20 protein-coding genes are annotated in these 22,616 nt (G+C 44.3%); 1 reads left to right on the top strand and 19 read right to left on the bottom strand.

Annotated features, from left to right (window positions below; genetic code table 11):
- Nucleotides 1-33 precede the first annotated feature (33 nt).
- On the top strand, nucleotides 34-240 hold the full coding sequence (locus B5F18_RS01395) for a DUF378 domain-containing protein (RefSeq protein ID WP_087155881.1): 207 nt from the start codon (nucleotides 34-36) through the stop codon (nucleotides 238-240).
- Nucleotides 241-292: 52 nt separating this feature from the next.
- Here B5F18_RS01395 and B5F18_RS01400 read toward each other — a convergent pair whose 3' ends face one another.
- The 19 genes from B5F18_RS01400 to miaB form a co-directional block, all read right to left on the bottom strand.
- Nucleotides 293-1,291: a D-alanyl-D-alanine carboxypeptidase family protein gene (locus tag B5F18_RS01400; RefSeq protein WP_242955773.1), complete on the bottom strand. Its 999-nt coding sequence runs from the start codon at nucleotides 1,289-1,291 to the stop codon at nucleotides 293-295.
- The gene (locus B5F18_RS01405; protein WP_087155882.1) at nucleotides 1,275-1,670 is read right to left on the bottom strand and encodes a methylglyoxal synthase; all 396 of its coding nucleotides are present in this window, start codon (nucleotides 1,668-1,670) and stop codon (nucleotides 1,275-1,277) included. Before B5F18_RS01405 ends, B5F18_RS01400 begins: the two co-directional genes overlap by 17 nt.
- Before the next feature lie 11 nt (nucleotides 1,671-1,681).
- Nucleotides 1,682-2,788, bottom strand: coding sequence for an FtsW/RodA/SpoVE family cell cycle protein (locus tag B5F18_RS01410; RefSeq protein WP_087155883.1), 1,107 nt, complete (start codon nucleotides 2,786-2,788; stop codon nucleotides 1,682-1,684).
- Complete coding sequence (locus B5F18_RS01415; RefSeq protein WP_087155884.1) at nucleotides 2,785-3,024, bottom strand: cell division topological specificity factor MinE; 240 nt, start codon at nucleotides 3,022-3,024, stop codon at nucleotides 2,785-2,787. Before B5F18_RS01415 ends, B5F18_RS01410 begins: the two co-directional genes overlap by 4 nt.
- Nucleotides 3,025-3,036: 12 nt before the next feature.
- A complete protein-coding gene (gene minD / locus B5F18_RS01420) occupies nucleotides 3,037-3,828 on the bottom strand; it encodes a septum site-determining protein MinD (protein ID WP_087155885.1) in 792 nt (263 codons plus the stop codon).
- A gap of 19 nt (nucleotides 3,829-3,847) precedes the next feature.
- A complete protein-coding gene (locus B5F18_RS01425; RefSeq protein ID WP_087155886.1) occupies nucleotides 3,848-4,504 on the bottom strand; it encodes a septum site-determining protein MinC in 657 nt (218 codons plus the stop codon).
- Between the two features lie 18 nt (nucleotides 4,505-4,522).
- Nucleotides 4,523-7,414 (bottom strand): penicillin-binding transpeptidase domain-containing protein, encoded by a 2,892-nt coding sequence (locus B5F18_RS01430; protein WP_087155887.1) that lies wholly within the window; start codon nucleotides 7,412-7,414, stop codon nucleotides 4,523-4,525.
- Nucleotides 7,407-7,940 (bottom strand): rod shape-determining protein MreD, encoded by a 534-nt coding sequence (gene mreD, locus B5F18_RS01435; RefSeq protein ID WP_204217047.1) that lies wholly within the window; start codon nucleotides 7,938-7,940, stop codon nucleotides 7,407-7,409. Before mreD ends, B5F18_RS01430 begins: the two co-directional genes overlap by 8 nt.
- 23 nt (nucleotides 7,941-7,963) lie before the next feature.
- Nucleotides 7,964-8,824 (bottom strand): rod shape-determining protein MreC, encoded by an 861-nt coding sequence (gene mreC, locus B5F18_RS01440; protein WP_087155888.1) that lies wholly within the window; start codon nucleotides 8,822-8,824, stop codon nucleotides 7,964-7,966.
- 2 nt (nucleotides 8,825-8,826) lie between these two features.
- Nucleotides 8,827-9,849: a rod shape-determining protein gene (locus B5F18_RS01445; RefSeq protein ID WP_087155889.1), complete on the bottom strand. Its 1,023-nt coding sequence runs from the start codon at nucleotides 9,847-9,849 to the stop codon at nucleotides 8,827-8,829.
- 21 nt (nucleotides 9,850-9,870) lie between these two features.
- Nucleotides 9,871-10,569, bottom strand: a complete 699-nt coding sequence (radC, locus tag B5F18_RS01450; RefSeq protein WP_087155890.1) for a RadC family protein — start codon at nucleotides 10,567-10,569, stop codon at nucleotides 9,871-9,873.
- A 156-nt stretch (nucleotides 10,570-10,725) separates the two neighbouring features.
- Nucleotides 10,726-12,363, bottom strand: coding sequence for an NAD(P)/FAD-dependent oxidoreductase (locus tag B5F18_RS01455; RefSeq protein ID WP_087155891.1), 1,638 nt, complete (start codon nucleotides 12,361-12,363; stop codon nucleotides 10,726-10,728).
- A gap of 9 nt (nucleotides 12,364-12,372) precedes the next feature.
- Nucleotides 12,373-13,599 carry an NAD(P)/FAD-dependent oxidoreductase gene (locus B5F18_RS01460; protein ID WP_087155892.1) on the bottom strand — a complete coding sequence of 409 codons (1,227 nt, stop codon included), beginning with the start codon at nucleotides 13,597-13,599 and terminating at the stop codon, nucleotides 12,373-12,375.
- Nucleotides 13,600-13,613: 14 nt separating this feature from the next.
- On the bottom strand, nucleotides 13,614-14,909 hold the full coding sequence (locus tag B5F18_RS01465; RefSeq protein ID WP_087155893.1) for a methionine gamma-lyase family protein: 1,296 nt from the start codon (nucleotides 14,907-14,909) through the stop codon (nucleotides 13,614-13,616).
- Nucleotides 14,897-15,853, bottom strand: a complete 957-nt coding sequence (gene miaA / locus B5F18_RS01470) for a tRNA (adenosine(37)-N6)-dimethylallyltransferase MiaA (protein ID WP_087155894.1) — start codon at nucleotides 15,851-15,853, stop codon at nucleotides 14,897-14,899. The genes B5F18_RS01465 and miaA overlap by 13 nt, the downstream gene beginning before the upstream one ends.
- Nucleotides 15,854-15,868: 15 nt before the next feature.
- Entirely contained in the window at nucleotides 15,869-17,866 is a 1,998-nt protein-coding gene (gene mutL / locus B5F18_RS01475; RefSeq protein ID WP_087155895.1) for a DNA mismatch repair endonuclease MutL, read from the bottom strand.
- A gap of 12 nt (nucleotides 17,867-17,878) precedes the next feature.
- On the bottom strand, nucleotides 17,879-20,533 hold the full coding sequence (gene mutS / locus B5F18_RS01480) for a DNA mismatch repair protein MutS (protein WP_330394076.1): 2,655 nt from the start codon (nucleotides 20,531-20,533) through the stop codon (nucleotides 17,879-17,881).
- Between the two features lie 84 nt (nucleotides 20,534-20,617).
- A complete protein-coding gene (locus B5F18_RS01485) occupies nucleotides 20,618-21,034 on the bottom strand; it encodes a putative ABC transporter permease (RefSeq protein ID WP_087155896.1) in 417 nt (138 codons plus the stop codon).
- 117 nt (nucleotides 21,035-21,151) lie between these two features.
- On the bottom strand, nucleotides 21,152-22,603 hold the full coding sequence (gene miaB, locus B5F18_RS01490; RefSeq protein WP_087155897.1) for a tRNA (N6-isopentenyl adenosine(37)-C2)-methylthiotransferase MiaB: 1,452 nt from the start codon (nucleotides 22,601-22,603) through the stop codon (nucleotides 21,152-21,154).
- Between the last annotated feature and the right edge of the window lie 13 nt (nucleotides 22,604-22,616).

Here is a 22,616-nt window from a genome sequence, read left to right on the forward strand (position 1 = left end):
TAAAGACATACTGGATAAAGGAGGAATATTTACATGAAATGGTTTGACAACACAGCCTTGACCCTTGTCATCATCGGAGCAGTAAACTGGCTGTTGGTCGGTATTTTCCGCTTTGACCTTGTTGCTTTCATTTTCGGCAACCTGTCCTGGGTATCACGCATCATCTATACCCTCGTAGGACTGTGCGGTTTATATTTGATCAGCCTTTACGGAAGAATCAATGCTATTTCCGAATCATAATCCGAAAAAGAGGGTGCTGCAACTATTACAACACCCTCCTGGTACATATCATTTACTCTTCAAATACAGGTGAACTTGGTAAACTTGTGTCAATCGTTCCCATCAAAGCACTCATATCCTTGTACAGAACTTGTCTGCTCTGTGCTCCCATCACAACAGAGATGTAAGGATTTCCCTTTTCATCTTTCTCATAGAGAATCAAGCAGTACCCTGCCTCGTCTGTTGTTCCAGTCTTTCCCCCGAGAACAGTAATGCCCTGTGGAGCATCTGCAAGCCCTCTCTGGTAGTAATTGGACGGTTTCCATGTGTCAGAGCGGACTGTACCGTCCGCCTCTGTAATATTCACAGGATAAGAGTTCGTCTCAATAATCTCCCGGAAAGTTTCATTTTGGACACATTGACTGAAAATCAAGTACAGATCATACGCTGTTGTATAGTGCTCCGCATTCTGAAGGCCGTGGGCATTCGTATAATGTGTATTTGTGGCCCCCATCAACTTTGCCTCTTCATTCATCTTATCCACAAATGCCTCTTCACTTCCAAAAATATGCTCTGCGATGGCAACCGCGTTGTCATTTCCGGAATGCAGAACAAGGCCGTAGATCAAATCACGCAGAGTCAGTTGATCCCCAACCTTCAGTCCACAGACTGAAGATGCCGGATCCAGATCAAGTATCGAATCACTCACTGTCACCTCATCGTCAAGATTCCCATATTTTAGTGCCACATAAGCTGTCATGATCTTTGTGGTACTTGCCGGATAAAGTTTCTCGTGTACCTTCTGGGAATAGAGGACCTCTTTTCTGTTCAGATCAAACAAGCCCGCAGCGTGCAAGGATCCATCTGTCTCATACCCTGCCCGCTCAATATCCTTATCTGTCACACATAAATTCTCCGCAAAAAACTCTCCCCTGTACAAATCCTCTACGTAGTGCTCTGATTCCAGGAGAGAGAGTTTTTCTTCGTAAGAATTGGAAGAACATCCGTTAAGAAGTAATCCGCTGATAAAGACAGCCATAAAAAAGCCATAATACTTATTTATACATCTCACGCCAATCCAAATCTCCTCGTTCTATCGCATGAATCAAAAGTTCAGCAGTTGCCACATTCGTCGCAATCGGAATATTATACGTGTCACACAGACGGACAACATCATTGACATCCGGCTCATTTGGTTTTGGATTTGCCGGGTCGCGGAGAAAAATCAGCGCGTCAATATCATTCTGTGCTATCTGTGCCCCCAGCTGCTGCATGCCGCCCAGCGGACCTGCAAGATATTTGTGGATGGAAAGATTTGTCACTTCCTCCACAAGTCTGCCCGTAGTCCCTGTTGCATAAAGTGAATGTTTATTTAAAATTCCACGGTATGCAATACAAAAATTTTGCATCAGTGTTTTTTTTGAATTATGTGCAATCAATCCTATATTCATTTTTTCTCTCCTTACTGATATTTTTTTGGCTGTAATCCAACATTTAGTACAAATCCAATTCCCATATACATACAGACAATGGATGTCAGTCCGTAGCTCACAAACGGTAGGGAGAGTCCTGTGTTTGGGAGCAACATCGTCGCCACACCGATATTGATAAATGTCTGTATCCCTATCAGTGCGGCAACTCCCCCGCAGATAAGCTGCCCCGCCCGGTCCTGCGCTTTCATACCTATTAGAATACATTCTATTATTATTAATAATAACAAAATTATAACTGCACAACAACCCACAAAGCCAAAATCTTCACCAATTATTGCAAAAATAAAGTCAGTTTGCGGCTCTAAAATGAAATTTCCGTTTTTCACAGATGTCGTGGAATCTTTGTTTCCAGTCAACTGTCCTGCTCCGATCGCCATCAGCGAGTTTTTCTGCTGATATGCCTCCTCATCGGCATATTTTTCCGGTTCCAGCCATGCAAGAATTCTCTCCTGCTGATAATCTTTCAAAAACGGCTGGTTTGGCTGTATGGCAATGACAATAAAGATGACTCCAACCGGAATGACAACAGCAAGCGTCCGCCCGATGATCTTATAACTCAATCCTCCCATAAACAACAATGCGCAGAACAAAGCCGCAAGACAAAGTGTTGTGGAAAGATTCGGCTGCATATACACTAAAAGCAACGATGGCAGCATCAGACCGATGCATTCCAGTATGATCTTTTTATTGCTCATCTCCTCCGCATGTTTCATCATAAATTTGGCAAAAAACAGTATGGTCAGTATTTTTGTCAAATCCGAAGGCTGGAACTGAAAACCTCCGATCGCCAGCCATCTTGTCGCTCCATTTACGTTTTTACCAAAAAGCAAAACCAACGTAAGAAGTGCAATATTGGCGGCATACATCAGCCAGTACAATTTGAGTATCCAGACATAATCGATAAGCGAAATCACAACCATGACTAAAATGCCGAGGATGACTCCGAAAATCTGTCTGCCCTGCAATTCTTCCTTCGCACTTCCCACAGCCACGATCCCAATGACAGAGATGGCAATGACAAGTATCACCAGATTAAATTTGTAATCCTTAATATGATATGGTTTTGTAAATTTCACAATTTTTCTCCTGTAAGTTTGATAGTAATGTTTGCCCGGGTAACCTGGACTTCAAAATTTTCCTGTGTAACTTCAATATATTTGGATACGGTTTGGTACAATTCTTTTTTTAACTGTTCATATTTATCTGGAGTACAGCAGCAGATCCGGTCAGATACAAGAAGAATCTTCAACCGGTCTTTCGCGATAGGTACAGACGGGGTCTTTGCACCGCCGGAAAATTCCAATACTCCCATCACTTATGCCTCCTATTTCTTTTTGAACATTTTTGAAATCTTTGAAAAGAATCCCGCTCCATCGGACAGATCCATAAGCGGAACCTCCTCTCCGATAACTCTCCTGCAGATATTCTGGTATGCAATCCCAGCCTTAGAGTGCAGTCCAATAACCGGTTCTCCCTGATTTGTCCCGATCACGACATGTTCGTCATCCGGAACTGCCCCGAGAAGTGGAATAGCCAGAATTTCCGTCACATCCTCAATGGACATCATATCTCCCCGCTTTACCATGTCCATACGGATGCGGTTGATGATCAGATCCATTTTTTTCATCTTATTTTTTTCCAGCAACCCAATGATCCTGTCAGCATCCCGGATTGCAGATACTTCCGGAGTAGTCACAATGATCGCTCTGTCCGCTCCTGCGATGGCATTTTGAAATCCCTGCTCAATCCCCGCCGGACAGTCCAGAAGTATGTAATCAAATTCTTCACTTAATTCTTCGGTAAGCTTTTTCATCTGCTCCGGAGAGACCGCTGACTTGTCTCTCGTCTGCGCAGAAGGCAGAAGCATCAAATTTTCATATCGATTATCCCTGATAAGCGCCTGTTTCAAGCGGCAGTTTCCTTCAATGACGTCGACCAGGTTGTACACAATCCTGTTTTCCAACCCCATCACAACATCTAAATTCCGAAGTCCAAGGTCTGTATCGATCACCACTACCTTTTTATCCAAACGTGCAAGCCCCACACCAAGATTTGCTGTTGTCGTCGTCTTTCCGACTCCTCCTTTTCCTGATGTTACAACAATGATTTCACCCATTTTCTTTCCTCCCGGTTCTTTATTTGGCCAAAGACTGGAACACAAAAGAGTTCCCTTCTATAAAGGCTTTCTTTGCTCCTGAAACATTATTTTCTTCGTCTTTTGTCCTTTGCGGATCCCACCGGATATCTGCTATTTTCAGTTCCTTTGGTTCCATGGAGAGCGCACTGATCACAGCATTTCTGTCGCCGGCACATCCGGCATGCACACTGCCGTCAATTCTGCCTATCACCGTTACATTTCCCTTGGAGACAACCACTGCACCTCTTTCAACGTCCCCAAGTATCACCAGGCTTGTATCAGTTTCCAAAAACTCATTTTTTCTCAAAGTACCTTTGTAAAATCTTCCGTCCGATTCTTCTTCCGGCTCCTCTCTTTCTCTTGCATGCTCAACTGCGCTCTGATAGAAAGCATCATGTTCCTCATCCATATCCACAATACAAGGAATCATAATATCAGCCGTATCTGAGATCAGACGGACGATCTCCTTTTCCTGTGTATGAGTAAGACTCCGTCCCCCAAAGCTGACGGCCATTGCTGATTTGCGGAAAAATCTTCTTGATGCAGAAAACTTTTCCGCAATCTCGGCCTTCAAATCTTCGTATGGGACATCCGCATCCATATGAACGAGAAGTCCATGTCTTGTGCTCTTGATGATAACGGAGTTTTTCATCATATCACCTTCTTTAATTCTTTAATCACCGGCAATCTGTGCTCCTAAGTTTGCCGCGGAGCCTGTGACAAGATTTTTCTTGTCTGTCAGGTTGTATTTATATCTTACAATATCGCGCCCAAGTTCAGCTGCATAGGAAGAGCTGTAACCGTTTGCGATACGGACACCCACTGCAATTTCCGGTTCATTTGCAGGTGCAAATCCGACAAACAGCGCATGGTCTGCGTGGAGCTTACTCTGCTCTGCTGTACCGGTTTTTCCGGCCATTGCAAATCCCTCTCTTCTCAAAACAGAGAATGTGCTGCTGTGAGCGGCCATATTCGTCATACCCTGATGCACCGCATTCCATGTCGTGGAAGAAACCTGTTCAAGCTTACTTTTTTCTTTTGGATCATAAGTCTGAATCACGTTTTTGTCTTTATCCTCCACATGGTCCAAAAGACTTAAATCATACAGTGTTCCTTTGTTCGCCACGGTTGTCACATATCTTGTCAACTGACTGACCGTGTAGTTATTTGTACCCTGACCGATTGCTGTACGTACTGCGTCAGTATCTGAAATCTGAGGTGCAGACTCCGGAATTTCCAGGCCCGATTTTTCAGACAATCCAAACATGGATGCATATTTCTGGAAATTCATGATTCCGTCTGCACTTTTATATTCCCCGCTTCCGGAACCAAGACGGTATCCAACTTCATAGAAGAAATCATTACAGGATTTATCAAGCGCTGATACTACATTCAGACTGCCGTGTGCAGATGGATAGATCCAGCACTTCGGCGCCGGAGAAATTTTATCAAACTGCCCGCTGCAGCCGATATAAGAGCCTGTGGAGATCACATCCTCAGTAAGTCCTGCAACGCTGGAAATCATCTTAAATGTAGAACCAGGAGCAGTCTTTTCCTGCGTTGCGCTGTTGTAGAGCGGTCTTGACATATCTGAATTTAATTTTGCATAGTAGGAAGAATCCATACTGTTTGCAAGCTTGTTATTGTCATATCCCGGATAGGAAACGCATACCAATACTTTACCAGTATTGACATCTGTGACCACCATGGAACCGGTACACGGCTCCAGAGCCAGCTGTCCAGGTGTGATCTCCAGTTTCTCAATCTTCCGGCGCATGAACTCGTAGGAAGAAATTGCTCCTGATGAAAGCTTCGCGTAATCTTCATCCTCTGTACTTAAAATTCCCTGTTCATACAGGGCAAGACATACCTGCCGTCCCGTAATAGATCCATTCTTGACAAGATACTCATATACCAGTTTCTGAAATCCGGTATTGTCAGGAAGATATTCTTTTAAAAGTGAGAGAATTCCTTCGTAAATCTCAGATGCATCCGAATATTTTCCCTGGCTAGGCATATAGTCCTGAAGTTTGGATGTATCAATCCAGTTTTTTGAAATAGCGTAATTCAAATACGTATAAAGACTGATGGACTCGTCCTTTGTCCACGCATTGTACGTATCATCATTGGTATCGATGGCATCCTTGTTCAATACACCAGTATTGGTAAGGAGCACCGTATCCGCCACATAGCTCATATATGCCTGCATCTCATCACCCAAATCCTTGTACGCCGCTGCGTCTGGATTGCCAAGCTCCGCCATGATATCATCGATAGCGCTTTTCTGTCTGGAAGAATACTTTGCATAGATTGCCTGTTCGTTTTGCTTTGCATCCGCAGATTTGAGATGTTCTAAGTCCAGTACCTCGTTTCCAAGCAATGCATAGTATACATCGCTGATCGGAATGATGATATTCTTTGTATTTCCTTCCGGATCCGGTTCATAATTCATAACATTCCGGATCCTGTCCAAAAGAATACCGGCCAGCTTTTCTTCAATCATATTGTAAGCTGCAATCTGCATATCTTTATCTATACTAAGATATAGGTTATTGCCTGCCTTGGCATCTGTTCCTTTTACAGTTTCCAAGACTTTACCTACATTGTCCACGTATACTGTTTCTTCCCCTTTTGTACCTTTGAGGACTTCATCCATCGACTGTTCAAGACCAGCCTTTCCAATGGTGTCAGTCTTGGAATATTTGTCTTTATTTTTGCCGTCAGCCGTCAGCTCATTGTACTCCTCTGTTGAAATTTTTCCGGTATATCCGATCAAGGAGGCGAAATATTTGCTGTCATTGTAACAACGTACAGAATCCTCCGCAATATCCACTCCCTGAAGACTGTCCATATTTTCCATAACCTCTGCCACAGTCTCATCGCTGACCCCGGATGCGATGACAGTCGGAATGTATTTCTGGTAACTGTTCAGGGAAATCTGATACCGGATCGTGACCAGTTTCAGAACCGTTGATTTATCGTAATCCTCCTGGTTGATTCCATATCCTGTGATTCCCTTATCTTTGTTTCCTTCACACAAAAAATTGATGACATCATCCGGAGACGCATTTTTTTCGTTTTCTTTTAGCTTATCAATGGTCGTATATCCGTAGATATCGGCAAGGAAACGCTGCCTACCAGTTCCTTCTTCCTGTGCAAATTCGTATTCATCATTTGCATTTATTACTACACCAAAGTCATTGATAATCGAATCATTGTGGGACTCCACAATATCAATCACTTTGAGGATAGTCGAATTCAAAGTTTTATTTCTCTCTTTTTCACTGATGTAAGAGCCATTGTCTTCGATCGTAACCGAGTAGGCAAGCTTATTGTATGCAAGTACATTCCCATTTTTGTCATAAATATTGCCTCTGGTACCCTCTGTGTACTTCTTTTTTTCTATCTGGAGCTTATAGTTGTCCAGGTATTCCTGCCCTTTTACTATCTGAAGATAGAAAACCCTGTTGACTAACATAAGAAACAATAGGCAGAACACGATGATGACGACCACAAGCCTGGACTCCAAAATGCGGCCAAGTGCCTCTTTAATCTTACTAAACAAATTTACTTGCACTCCTTTTCTCTTCTGCTTCCAACTTTTGATTGATACGTAATATGATTTGATAAAGAACCAGTGTTATCAAAACCGTGTACACCAATTCCGGCATGATGATCCTGCTAAGGTAAAACAGAAAATCAAATTTGCTGCGCATCATATACAGCAGCAAATAGTTGACAATGCCGAAGAGGAATTCGCTACCAAAAATCAGTGCTATCGGCAGTTTAATGTCTTCCGCAAAAAACAAACGTTTGAACCATCCGTTTCCGTATCCGATCAATGTGTAGAGCAAAGCATAAAATCCAATCAGCGAACCTACTCCAAACATGATGTCCATCAAAAGACCGCAGAAAAATCCGATGACCATGCCCTCGTTCTTTCCACGCATGAAACCAAATGAAGCTGTTACGATAATCATCAGGTTTGGCGCAATAGATGCAAATTCCAGATTTTGAAATACGGTGCTCTGCAGCAGAAAACATATGATAATGATAAGAAAAGTAATGAAAACTCTTTTCACTTTCAGCATTTATGTTCTCCTTTCTGGGTGCACTACTGCTTTGTCATTTCCGCTTTGGTCTTTGTCACTACAAGCACTTCCTGAAGATGCGTAAAATCTACAGCCGGAGTAATGTATCCTGACCGGGTCAGATTATTGGCATCATCGTGGATTTCACTAACATACCCTATGAGAATTCCCTGAAGGTATTTGCTGCTTGTATAAGATGTCACCACTTGTTCACCCACTTCAATCCGATTCTCAGTCTTTGCAAGCTGTTCAAACCGAATGACTCCATCCTGCATAAGAGTCAAATCTCCCCTGACAATACAAGTATCAGAAGTGGAGAGCATCATGGCACTTACATTGCTGGCATCGTCTATGATGGATCGAACCTCTGCCCAGTGAGGCCCTGTCTTTGTGACGATCCCGACCAATCCGCTGCCGGCCATGACATTCTGGTCCACTTTTACTCCATCCTCAGAACCTTTATCAATAGTAAATGTACTGAACCAGTTACTTCCATTGTTTGCAATAACATGCGCACCGATTTTTTCATAGTCTGAGTAATTCAAGTCCAACTTATACAGTTCTCTTAATCGCTCCAGTTCCGCCTGTTCTTGCTGGAGATTGTTTTTCTCGATGGTAAGGCTGTCCACCTGCTCCTGCAGTTTTTGGTTTTCCTTTTTGACAGTTTTGAGCGTTTCAAAGTTATCAGCCAGGTCATTGAGCCATGTTCCCACATGATTGATTCCTTTTTGCATCGGAACAACCGTGTAGTCCGCAATCACCTGCAAAGGGGTGTTTGCTTTTCCGTCTGACACAAAGGAGAGCACCATCAGGAGAACACAAATGACCGATAAAATCAGCAGCCAGTATTTACTTGCTAATGGGTTTGGTTTCTTTGTCTTCATACTTATCTCATCCACCTATATCTTTCATCTAACATTGAGTATATTTTCTTTTTATATTCCTTTGAGTGCAGCATTAGTTTTATCCCGTTCACTGCACTATATTCAGGTTCTTTGATGCACGTTGTGCAAAACCCTGTCAATTCACTGAAGTAAACATCAATTCCCGGTATGTTTGCCAGCCCTCCTGTCAGACAAATGCCATTTTTCTGCAGTGACCTCCACACATCCGGAGGGGTTCTCTCCAACAACATCCGGATCTCCTGTACACATCTTTCAAGTGGAGATCGAACGGCTGCCCGGATCAGGCCCGGAGAGACATTCAGATATCCCGGAAAAGAGGTCGTCAAATCCTTTCCCGCAATTCTTTTTTTCATCTCCTTTTCCTCCCCAAAAAGCCCGGTGCTTTTTCTGAGTTCTTCAGCCGTCAGTCTGCCAATCTGAAAATCATAATTGTTTCGCACAAAGTTTACAACTGCCTCGTCAAATGTTTTCCCGCCAATGTGGATCTTCCGATTCAGGACAAGTCCCCCCATGGCTATAACGGACACTTCTGTGACGCTGCCCCCAAGATTGACGACCGCACTTCCTTTTGTCTCCTCTATGGGAATTCCGGCTCCCACAGCCTCCGCAATCCCTCTTTCAATGATATTTACTTCCCTTGCCCTGGCATTTGAATGAATAACAAGGTCAAAAAAAGCTTTTTTTTCCACTTCTGTCACATCTGTGGGAACTGCTATGACATATTCAGCTCCCGCAATGCGGTTCTTCCTGTCCTTCAAAAGACACTGCATCAGATACTGCATATTACTGAAACTGGAGATGACTCCGTCTTTCATGGGAAACTGGACGGAAATATTGGCCGGGGATTTCTCATACATCCGGTACGCTTTTTCCCCAACCGCAAAAATCCGGCTGTCGTCAATTATGGCAACTGTATTTTTTTCTTTCCAGATGGAATCCGTCTTCTGATCATATACTTTGATTTCATATGTGCCGAGATCCAATCCATATACGTCTCTTGCCATCTTGATATCCTTTCTATCTTGTCATAAAAGCTTTTTCTCGGCAAAACTTAAATAACAGTTATTTCCAATAATAATGTGGTCCAGCAGTTCGATTCCGATCAAACTGCCGGCCTCCTTGATTCTTTTTGTCACCAGCAGATCTTCTCTGCTCGGCGTAGGCTCACCGCTAGGATGATTGTGCAGAAGAATAATGGAAACAGCGTTCTTCTGCAATGCCTCTATAAAAAGTTCTCTCGGAGAAACCAGTGTGGCATTCACTGTGCCTTTGGAAATCAGGCTCTCTCCGATCAGCCTTGTTTTTGTATCCAGCATCAAAAGTTTCATATGTTCCTGCTTAAGATGCCGCATATCTTCCATATAATATTTTGCAATTGTTTTAGGAGAAGAGAAGGATAAATTTAAAGCTGCAGCTGCTTTGGAAAGGCGTCTTGCAAGCTCTGCGATACAGACAACCTGCACGGCCTTCACTTTTCCGATGCCGTCCACTTTCTGTACAGTCTTTGCATCCCACTCATAGAGTGCAAGAATCCCTTTTTCATTTACGGCATCCCCAAACAAAAGTTCCCTGGAGACTTCCAATACGTTCCTTCCTTTTTTCCCGCTTCGCAAAATCACTGCTAGCAGCTCCGTATCTGTCAGTACACCAGGGCCAAAGCGCTCGCACTTCTCATATGGGCGCTCTTCATTGGGCAACTTTTTTATTGTATGTTCTTGATTCATTCTCTTATGTAGACAATTGACACAAAACAAGATGCAGAAGGATTCCCTCGTTTTATACTCCTCCTCACTTCTGCATTCCACAAACACAACATATTGTAGCATAATTTAAAAAAAGTGTATAGGCTCTCAACTATTAATTTTTTCTGAAGATTCCTCCTATCTGTCGAATCTTCGGTATTTCTGTGCTAATTTCTCCGCAGCCTTAATGCCGTCCATGGCAGCAGATGTGATCCCGCCTGCATATCCGGCACCTTCCCCGCAAGGATAAATTCCGTATATTTTACATTCCATCTCTTCATTTCTTGGAATGCGCACCGGGGAAGATGTGCGGCTTTCCACTGCCGACAACAAGGTATCTTCATCAGAAAATCCGCGGATCTTTGTACCGAAAATCTCCATGCCCTGTTCAATGCTGTCCGAAATCTCCTCGGGGAAAATGCCTCGTATATCAGCAAAAGTATAATGTCCTTTCATATTTGGACGTATGCTGCCAAAGCACTTACTTTTTTTCCCTTTCTTGAAATCCCCAAACGTCTGTACCGGAATCTTTCCGTTTCCAGCAAGATACGCACGCCTTTCCAGTTCTCTTTGAAATTTCATTCCTGCCAGCGGGTCATCCCCCTGTTTTTGGTATTCCTCGGGACTTACAGTCACAACGATTGCACTGTTTGCGTTTTCCCCATCTCTTGCATGGAAACTCATCCCGTTGACAGCAAGACAGCCCTTCTCGGATGAAGCATTGACTACATAGCCGCCAGGACACATGCAGAACGAATACACTCCTTTTTTGTTTTCCAATGATGCAGTCAATTTGTACGGAGCTGCTCCAAGCCTGTCATCCTGCTCCATTCCGTACTGGGATTTGTTGATAACGTTTTGCCTGTGTTCCACGCGCACACCCACGGCAAAGGCCTTTGCCTCCATGGGTATCCCTCTTTCCTTCAACATGGAAAAAGTATCCCTGGCACTGTGGCCAAGTGCCAGCACCGCCACATCTGCCTCAAGAAAATACTCCTTCTTTTCTGCAAGATCCATAACTTGAAACCCTTTTAAAAATTCTCCATTCTTTCCTTTTTCATATATAATATCCGTCATTTTGTGTTGAAAACGAATCTCTCCGCCCATCTTCAAAATGCTCTGCCGCATATTTGTGATGACTTTTTCCAGAATATCCGTCCCGATATGTGGTTTATACGAATATAAAATCTCTTTTGGAGCTCCATGGGAAACAAAGATCCGAAAAATTTCTTTTCCCCTTCCAAAAGGGTCCTTTACAAGTGTGTTCAGTTTCCCATCAGAAAAGGTTCCTGCACCCCCTTCTCCAAACTGGACATTGGACTCCGTGTTTAATGAACCGCCCTCCCAGAAAGACTGCACGTCTTTTTTTCTCTCCTCTATTTTTTTGCCACGCTCTAAAAGGATTGGTCGGTATCCATGTTTTGCCAGGAAATAGGCGCAGAAAAGTCCACAAGGTCCGCTCCCCACTACAACCGGACGGTGCATCAGCATTTCTGTTCCTCCATCTGGAAAACGGTAAAGTTTTGGCTCTGCTAAAAAAACATTTTTATTTTTGCAGGATCTGCATATTTTCTCTTCTCTTTCCACGGAAGAGACTTTCACATCCACAGTGTATACATAATAAATTTCGGGTCTCTTTCTCGCATCGATAGACTGGCGGACAATCTCCACACTCTTGATCTCCCTCTCCGAAATTCCTAAAATCTTTGCCGCTTTCTTTTTGACGGCATTTACGTCATGCTGATAAAAAAGTTTTAACTGGCTGATCCTTATCATAAATCCTCCTTATTGTGCAGCATGTTTTCCTGCAAGATATCCGCTGCTCCAGGCCCACTGCAAATTGTAACCCCCGCACATTCCATCCACATCCAGAATTTCCCCTGCAAAAAACAGTCCTTTTTTCAACTTTGATTCCATTGTCCTGACGCAGACTTCCTTTGTGTCAACGCCGCCTGCGCAAACCTGGGCCTGGTCAAAGGAATTGACATTCACAACTGTAGTTTTAAACTCCTTGATAATCCTCACTAATTTTTCAAGCTCATCATCCGTAAGCTCAATGACCAGTTTTGCTTTGTCAATGCGGCTGATATAGATCCAGCAGTCGCACAGCTTTTTGTGAAAACAACCAATCAAAAATTCTTCCACATTCTTTTTTGGCCTGCTTTGAATTCTTCGTTTCAAAAAATCTAAAAACTGTTCTTTTGAAAAATCCGGCGCAAAATCCAAAAGCGCGCTCACTTCTTTTCCTTCACGAAGTGCCTGCGCCGCAAACCTGCTCACCTGAAAAACCGGAATGCCTGAAATTCCGTAGTCAGTAAGCTGCAGCTCTCCGCTATCCTGGGCCACACATTCTTGATGCGAAAACAGAGAAATTTTACATGCACTGCGTACACCGGACAGCTTTTTGTACACTTTCTCTTTGCAGCGCAGCTGGACAAGTGCCGGTAATACCGGGACGATCGTATGTCCAAACATCTCTGCATGTGCATACCCATTGCCGTCAGAACCAGTATAGGAAGCAGCCTTCCCTCCACAGGCCAGGATCACTTTGTCTGCCGCAAACGTTTTCTCCTTTGTATAAACACAAAATCCATTTCCTTCTGCCTCCACCTTCTCGACAAACACATTAGTCAAAACATGTACCCCAAGCCGTTTCATCTCCATTGTCAGCACATCCCGCACGGAGGATGCCTGTCCGGATGCCGGATAGAGATAACCATTGCGGTTTACCGAATAAATGCCAAGCTCCAGAAAAAAACGGATAGTGCTCTGTGCCGGAAACTGCAGGACTGCGTCCCATGCGAAATCAGGATTGGAACTGCGGTAACAGAGAGGCCCCTGGACAATGTTTGTAAAATTACATTTCCCATTTCCCGTGGCAAGAATCTTTTTCCCCGGATATTCATTTCGCTCCAGAACATATACATCCACATCTTTTCCGCCAAAAGATTTTGCGCTCACCGCGGCCATCATCCCGGAGGCCCCAGCCCCGATGACAATAATTTTTTTCATCTGTAACCTCCTCCTTATCTTTCCTCTGGCAGTGTACAAACACCTGCATCTACAAGCTTTTGAAGAGACATTAAGATTCCCAACTTTGCGTGCGCCCACGTAAGCCCTCCCTGGAAATAGACTGCATACGGCGGCTTGATCGGTCCGTCCGCGCTAAGCTCAATGGAGGATCCCTGGACAAATGCCCCGGCTGCCATGATCACATCACTGTCATAGCCCGGCATGGCCCAAGGCTCCGGGGTAACATAGCTGTCCACAGGTGCGGCTGCCTGGATTCCCTGACAAAACCCGATCACACCCTCCGGGCATCCAAACTCTACAGCCTGAATAATGTCGTGGCGGCTCTCCTTCCCATCCGGTACAACCTTGTAGCCTAATCTCTCATAAATATTCGCCGCAAAAATCGCACCCTTTAATGCCTGGCTCGTAACAGTCGGGGCAAGGAAAAAACCTTGATAGAAATCTTTCATCACACCAAGGGAGGCCCCCACTTCCTTTCCAAGTCCCGGCGAAGTCAAACGATAAGCACAATTTTCAATATATTCTGTTTTCCCGGCAAGATACCCACCGATCGGCGCAAGACCACCGCCCGGATTTTTGATAAGAGACCCTACCACCAGATCTGCACCCACATCGCTTGGCTCGAGCGTCTCCACAAATTCCCCATAGCAATTGTCCACCATGCAGATGACATCCTGTTTGATTTCTTTGATAAAAGAAATCAGCTCACCAATCCTTTGCACGGAAAGCGTTGGCCTTGTCTGATATCCCTTTGATCGCTGAATCGTAACAAGCTTTGTCTTTTCATTGATTGCTTTTTTGATGTTTTCATAGTCAAAAGAGCCATCCTCTTTTAAATCTACCTGGCGGTATGTAATGCCATACTCTGCCAGTGAACCTTTGGACTTTCGGATACCAATCACTTCTTCCAATGTGTCGTACGGTTTTCCGACCGGAGAGAACAATTCATCCCCAGGCCGCAAATTTGCCCCGAGAGCTAAAGCCAGAGCATGGGTACCGCAAGTAATCTGTGGGCGGACAAGGGCAGATTCTGTGTGAAATGTATTGGCGTACACTTCCTCCAATGTATCCCTGCCAAGATCATTATACCCATATCCGCTGGCATAATTAAAACACGCCTCACTCACTTTTGCCTTCTGCATGGCATGAATGACCTTCATCTGGTTATACTCTGCTGTCTCATCAATCCTTTCAAACCGATCTTTTAACATTTGCTCATTTTTTTTCCCAAACGCATACACCTCGGCGGAAATGCCGAGCACCCGGTACATGCTTTCTATTTCCTGCATCTTTCTATATTCCTTTCCTTTAGTTTCTCCAATATCGCATCAAGGAGTTTCGAATCCTCATATCCGTACTCTCTTTTGTCAAGCCAGATGACATCCCTCTCTCTTTTAAACCAAGTAAGCTGCCGTTTTGCAAAATGCCTGGTATCTCGCTTTAAGACATATACAGCCTCCTCCAGCGTGCGTTCTCCATTCAGGTAAGACAGAATTTCCTTGTATCCCAGTCCCTGCATGGAGACCATTTCCTTTTTGCATCCCATCTCTTTTAAAGCGCTCACTTCCTGTACAAGTCCATCCTTCAGCATCTTATCCACCCGAGCCTCGATCCGCTCATACAGGCGTGCCCGGTCATCCGTGAGCACGAAATACGCGTACTGGTAGGGGGATTCCTTCTGCCTTTCTCTTTCATTGTGGCTGGAAATGGGAGTCCCGGTTTCATGATAAAACTCCAGAGCTCGGATCACACGCTTTCTATTGTTTTCATGAATGGTTTTGGCAGACACAGGATCCACCTTTCTTAACATCTCATGCAGGAATCCGTCTCCTTTTTCATTTGCAAGGTCCTCCATCTTATTCCGGAATGTGCTATCCTCCTCTGTTTTTGTAAAGTCAATATCATAGAGCAGTGCCTGAATATAAAATCCGGTTCCTCCCACAACAATCGGAATATGTCCGGCATCATAAATCTTCTCCATCGCCTCTTTTGCCATTGCCTGGAATCGAACGACATTAAATTCTTGTGTCGGCTCGAGCACATTGATAAGATGATGGCGCACTCCCTCCATCTCCTCTTCCGTGATCTTTGCAGAGCCGATGTCCATATGACGATACACCTGCATAGAATCAGCGGAGATGATCTCTCCGCCAACTGTTTTTGCAAGTTGAATGGATAAGGCGCTTTTTCCAACGGCCGTAGGGCCTGTCAGTATAATCAATGGTTTTTTCATAAATGATTCCCCTTATCAAACAATCCTTTTAAATTTCTTTTCCAAATCCCGCCTGGACATGGAGATGATCGTCGGCCTTCCATGCGGACAGTGGTAAGGATTTTCCAGTGTCAAAAGCTCTCCGATCAGAGTCTCCATTTCCTGAAAAGAAAGCCTGGAATTTCCCTTCACTGCTGCCTTGCAGGACATGGACGCTATCTTTTCATCGATCATGTCCGGTGCTGTATTGGGGCGGATCTCATCAGAGAGCGCATCCAGCATCTCAATAAAAAGCTCTCGCTTTGCAATCCCGAAAAGGTTATCAGGAATTGCTCTCACCGCGTAGGAGGATTCCCCGAATTCCTCTATCTCAAACCCGATTCTTGTAAACTGTTCCATGTACGTTTCCAAAAGCTGTGCCTCCTGCATGGATAGATTCAATACCATCGGCGGGCTGATATACTGGGAAGTATATTCTCTTTGTTTCATACCCTTCAATGTCTTTTCATAGAGTACTCTTTCGTGTGCCGCATGCTGGTCAATGATATAGAGATTATCGTGGAATTCTACAAGCCAGTATGTATCAAACGCTTGGCCGATAATTTTGTATTCTGCCTTTACTTCCCGTTTCAGAAGATTCTCCTCAAAAAAATCAAGCTGCTTTTCCACTGGCTGCTCTTTTTTTTCCGTCTGTAAACTTTCTTCCACCGGTCTTTGCAACTTTGGCTGTTCCTCATTTTGGATCCGGTACTGTACAGCCTCCCGCACTTTATCCATAGCGCCTGTATGTTTCTCAATTTCCGCCCTGTCAGAGACTTCTGCTTTGGACTGCTGTTCATGGTAGGCTCGCACCCTCTTTTTCATCTTCTCCATGAAATAGTCCAAATCCCTCTCTTTCTCAGAATTCTGGCTGCTTTGTCCTCCTATCTCTTTCCCTGAAGATTCTGTTTGCACCAAAACCGACGCACTGTCCATACCTTTTTCGGTTTCCTTATCAGGCATTGGTATCTCTTTTGCATCCGGCGCTTCCACTTTTGGGATCAGCTCTTTTTCGTGAAGTCCTTCCTCCACTGCATTACACACAAACCGATACACTTCCTGCTGGTTGGAAAATCGAACCTCCATCTTCGCCGGATGTACATTGACATCCGTATTCTGTCCATCCATTGTAAAATGCAGGACCACAAACGGATATTTATGCTGCATGACAAAATCTTTATACCCATCCTCAATGGCTTTATAGATCACCTGGCTTTTGATATATCTGCCATTGATAAAATAATTTTCAAAATTTCGGTTTCCTCTGCTGATGATCGGTTTTCCGAGAAAACCTTTCATGTGCATGCCGCGGAAACTTTCATCCACTTCTATCAGATTTCCGGCAATCTCCCGCCCGTAAAGATGATAGATCACACTTTTTAAATCTCCGTTTCCGGACGTATGGATTTTGCTCTGTCCATTGTTGATAAACTGAAAAGAGATTTCCGGATGAGAGAGGGCAAGTCTTGCCACAAGATCACTGATATGGCTTGCCTCGGTCATCGGAGTTTTTAAAAACTTCCTTCTGGCCGGCGTATTATAAAAAAGCTGATGGATCAAAAAATTTGTGCCGTCCGGGGCAGCCGCATCCTCCAAAGAGATTTCCTTTCCACCTTCTATGCGGTATCTGCTGCCCAATATCTCATCCTTGGTCTTTGTCAGCACTTCCACCTGAGTGACCGCAGAAATGCTGGAGAGGGCCTCCCCACGAAAACCTAAAGAATGGATATCCTCCAAATCATCAGCACTCGTGATCTTGCTCGTGGAATGGCGCAAAAACGCAGCCCTTAAATCCTCCTTGGCAATCCCGCATCCATTGTCTGTAATGCGGATGAACGCGATTCCTCCTTCTTTAATCTCCACCACAATGGCAGTAGCACCTGCATCAATGGAGTTTTCCACCAGTTCCTTTACTATGGATGCAGGACGCTCGATCACCTCACCGGCTGCTATTTTATCAATTGTAATCTGATCCAACACATGTATTTGTCCCACTTATATCTCCTCCTAGCAGTTTCCCCATCGATTTTTCAGCTTATTCTGCAGCCGATAGATGGTGTTGAGCGCATCTACCGGAGTCAGATTTCCGATATCAATACTTTTCAGTTCTTCGATCACATCATCATCCGTGACTGTGTCAAAAAGCGAAAACTGCGCCAGATCCAAGTCGTCGTATTTTTTCTTCTTTCGTTTCATCTCTACAGTATGCTCGGCTATATCTCTGACTCGTGTGGTGATATCCGCATCGCTCAGCTCTTCCACAATCTCCTTAGCCCGCACAATGACAGATTCCGGCACTCCCGCAAGCTTTGCAACCTGAATTCCATAGCTTTTATCCGCTCCACCTTTGACGATTTTCCGGAGGAAGACAATATCGTCCCCCTTTTCCTTCACCGCGATACAGTAGTTGTGCACATTATCAATTTTTCCTTCCAGTTCAGTCAGCTCATGATAATGGGTGGCAAACAAAGTTTTCGCCCCCAAAAGTTTTCCATTGCTGATGTGCTCCACCACAGCCCAGGCAATCGAGAGACCGTCAAAAGTACTCGTTCCGCGCCCAATCTCATCCAGAATAAGAAGACTTTTACTCGTGGCATTCCGAAGAATATTTGCAACCTCAGTCATCTCCACCATAAAAGTACTCTGCCCGGAGGCAAGATCGTCCGATGCTCCGACTCTTGTAAAAATTCTGTCCACCAGCCCGATATTGGCGCTGGCCGCCGGAACAAAGGAACCAATCTGTGCCATTAGTACGATCAGCGCTGACTGTCTCATATATGTGGACTTTCCTGCCATATTTGGTCCTGTGATAATGGAAATCCTGTTTTTTTTGTCATCCAGATAAGTATCGTTGCTGATAAACATATCGTTGGGTATCATTTTCTCCACAACCGGATGTCTTCCGTCTTTGATATCAATGACTCCCTTTTCATTGATTTTCGGTCTGACATACCGGTTTTTCTCCGCCACCACAGCAAGAGAGGCAAACACATCCAGATTGGCTACTGCCTTTGCAGTAGTCTGGATGCGCAGAATCTGAGCTGCCACCTGATTGCGCACTTCACAGTACAGCTCGTATTCCAGCGCATAGAGCCTGTCCTCAGCCCCCAAAATCGTATCCTCAAGCTCTTTTAGCTTTGGAATGGTGTATCGCTCTGCATTGGCAAGCGTCTGTTTTCTGGTATAATAATCCGGCACCTGATCTTTGAAAGAATTTGTCACTTCCAGGTAATACCCAAACACTTTATTGTATTTTATTTTAAGCGTTTTGATCCCCGTCTTCTCCCGCTCGTTTGCCTCAAGTTCTGCAAGCCACATCTTGCCGTCCGACTTTGCATTCCTAAGCCTGTCCACCTCTTCGTTGTATCCTTCTTTTATGATGCCTCCTTCTTTCATGGCAATCGGAGGATCTTCTTTGATTGCAGACTGTATAAGAGCACAAATATCCTCAAGGGGATCCAGATTTTCATAGAGTTCCCGCAAAAGTTCACTGTTCATCTCCTCCAATATGTAGCGGATGGGCGGGAGCATGGCGAGAGAACTTTGAAATGCCGTCATATCCCTTGGATTGGCGGACTGATACACAATCTTGCTCACCAGTCTCTCCAGATCGTAGACCGGGCTTAAATATTCCCGGATTTCTTCCCTTCCGATCGCATTGGATACAAGCTCCTCCACTGCGTCCAGTCTTTTTAAGACAGACTCCTTTTCAATGAGCGGCTGCTCCACGTATTTTCTTAGCATTCTTGCACCCATGGCTGTTTTTGTCTTGTCCAGCACCCAGAGAAGGGAGCCTTTTTTTTGCTTTTCCCGCAGTGTCTCGCAAAGTTCTAAATTCCGTCTGGTAGAGCTGTCAAGAAGCATATATTTACCCGTCACATACCCGCTCAATTTTGACAAATGGTCAAGCGAAGTCTTCTGTGTCTCCAGAAGATATTTTAAAAGCGCTCCGGCTGCAATGATACCGCTGTCATAATCCTTTAATCCAAGCCCCTCAAGGGAAGATACATGAAAATGCTCCAGCAATGTCTTTTTGCAGAGCATGTCGTCAAAATACCAGGAATCGAGCGAATACACTGTGATCCCAAGCCTGTCTTTCAGCTCCTCCAAGGAAAATCCGCTCATAAACAGCGCCTCGTTGCAGATGATCTCAGATGGGGATATTTTATAGATTTCATCCTGAAGTTTCTGCACCGAATCAATTTCCGTCACAGAGTAATCGCCGGTCGTCACATCCGCAGAGGAAACCCCGTACTGCTCATCCGCATATACAATGCACATAATGTAATTGTTTTTCGTCTCATCCAGCGCCTGTGTATTCAAATTAGTTCCCGGCGTCACAATTCGGATAACCTCTCTTTTTACGATCCCTTTGCTCTGTTTGGGATCCTCCACCTGTTCGCAGATAGCTACCTTATAGCCTTTTGAAACAAGACGGTTCAGATACGTGTCCACCGCATGATACGGAACTCCACACATCGGCGCACGTTCTTCCAATCCACAGTTTTTTCCGGTCAGGGTGATCTCCAGTTCTCTTGAAGCGGTAAGCGCATCATCAAAAAACATTTCATAGAAATCTCCCAATCTATAAAATAAAATACAGTCCTTATATTGTTCTTTCGTCTCCATGTATTGCTGCATCATTGGTGTTAATTCTGCCACAATCTTCTCCTCTTTCTCTTTGGTTTTTTACATTTCATTATATCATCTTTTAAAAAAAGCGCAAAGAAAAAATATCTGAGCAGATCAAAGAACGTGAAAATCCGGTTTAGGTTCCCTGTACAAGAAATGTAGAAGATAAGCAGCAAGAAGGATTCCGATGGCACAAAGCCCGGAAAAAATGACTGCAAATGGAACACATATCTGCCCAAACAGCTGAAACGGCTGGTCACTGTAATCCCATACCTGCCATCCCATCCACTTGTTTACGATCAGCCCTGTGATAAATTCGCAGGAAATAACAAAAATAAGACATCTCGCCACCTGACGCCAAAGTGGATCCTGCCACCTGACCAGGATTCCCTGCCATGCACAGAACCAAAAACAGACTCCCCCCAAAAGAAACATACTCCAGTGCGAAAACCCGCGAAAAAGCATTTCAAATGTATAATAAATACAGCCTCCGGCAGCGATCAAAAATAAGTATTCACTGAGTTTTTTCATCAAAAAACGCCCTTTCTATGAAATTCAGATACTCATAGTCTGGACGTTTTCTTTCGGAATTATAATGGCAGTTCCTGTTATTTGGCACAATACAAACAAAAAACCCTTTTCTATTGCCTACACCTGCTGTCCGATATAATAAAATCCTTTGCATTCGTTTAATTTTACTTGTACGATCTTTCCAATCAGCTCTTGTCCGCCTGCAAAGTGTACAAGAAGATTATTGCTAAGCCTTCCGGTCACAAGAGATGGCTCATGTTCGCTAACACCCTCCACAAGAACTTCCTGTATCGTTCCTGTATGTACGCTGCACACTTGGGCTGAAATCTCCTGCACCTCTTTTAAAAGTCTGTCAAAACGGTCCTTGATGACATCCGAAGGAACCTGATTTTCCATCACTGCGGCAGGTGTCCCTGTTCTCTTGGAATATATGAAGGTAAATGCACTGTCATAGCGCACTTTTCTCACCACATCCAGCGTCTCCTGGAAATCTTCCTCCGTCTCTCCCGGAAATCCAACGATAATGTCCGTTGTCAGCGAAATATCCGGCATGGCTTTTTTGATCTTTTCTGCCAGAGCAAGATATTGTTCTTTTGTATAACGGCGGTTCATCTTCTTCAGGATTTGGCTGCTGCCGGACTGTACCGGAAGATGTAAATGTCTGCAGATTTTCTTTGAATCTTTCATCACCTCAATAAGCTCATCGGACAGATCTTTTGGATGGGAAGTCATGAAACGTATCCTTTTAAGCCCCTCGATCTTCTCAATCTCTCTTAGAAGTTTGGCAAAACTCAATGGTTCCTCCAGCGTTTTCCCATAGGAATTTACATTCTGGCCAAGGAGCATCACCTCGACCACGCCATCCGCCACAAGCCTTTCAATCTCGCGGACAATATCCTTTGGGTTTCTGCTTCTTTCACGCCCTCTCACATAAGGGACAATACAATAACTGCAGAAATTATTGCAGCCAAACATAATGTTCACCCCGGATTTAAACGCGTATTTGCGCTCTACCGGAAGGTCCTCCACAATCTTGTCCGTGTCCTTCCAGATATCGATCACCATGCGCTCAGATTCAAATCTTGACACGATAAGTTCTGCGAATTTATAAATATTGTGAGTTCCAAAAATCAAATCCACAAACCGGTAACTTGTCTTTAATTTCTCCACCACGTGCGGTTCCTGCATCATACATCCACAAAGTCCGATCATCATATGCGGGTGTAACTTTTTGATGCGGCCAAGCTGGCCCAGTCTTCCGTAAACACGCATATTCGCATTTTCCCGGACTGTACACGTATTGTAAATGACAAAATCAGCGTTCTCTTCCTCCGTCTCCTCCTGATAGCCGATCTCTTCCAAAATACCGCACAGTTTTTCCGAATCCCTGGCATTCATCTGGCAGCCAAAGGTCGTCACACAGAAAGTGAGCGGACGGCCGATCTTTTCAGATAATTCTTTTACATAGTTTCTCGCTTTCGCCATAAAATAATACTGTCTTTCCGGTTCCTTCACCGGTGCTTCTTTTGTAAGGTCGATTGCCGTCATATCCAATTCCAATGCCTGCATCGTACTTCCTCCA

This window comes from Lachnoclostridium sp. An181 (assembly GCF_002160325.1).
In the GTDB taxonomy this organism is placed as follows: domain Bacteria; phylum Bacillota; class Clostridia; order Lachnospirales; family Lachnospiraceae; genus An181.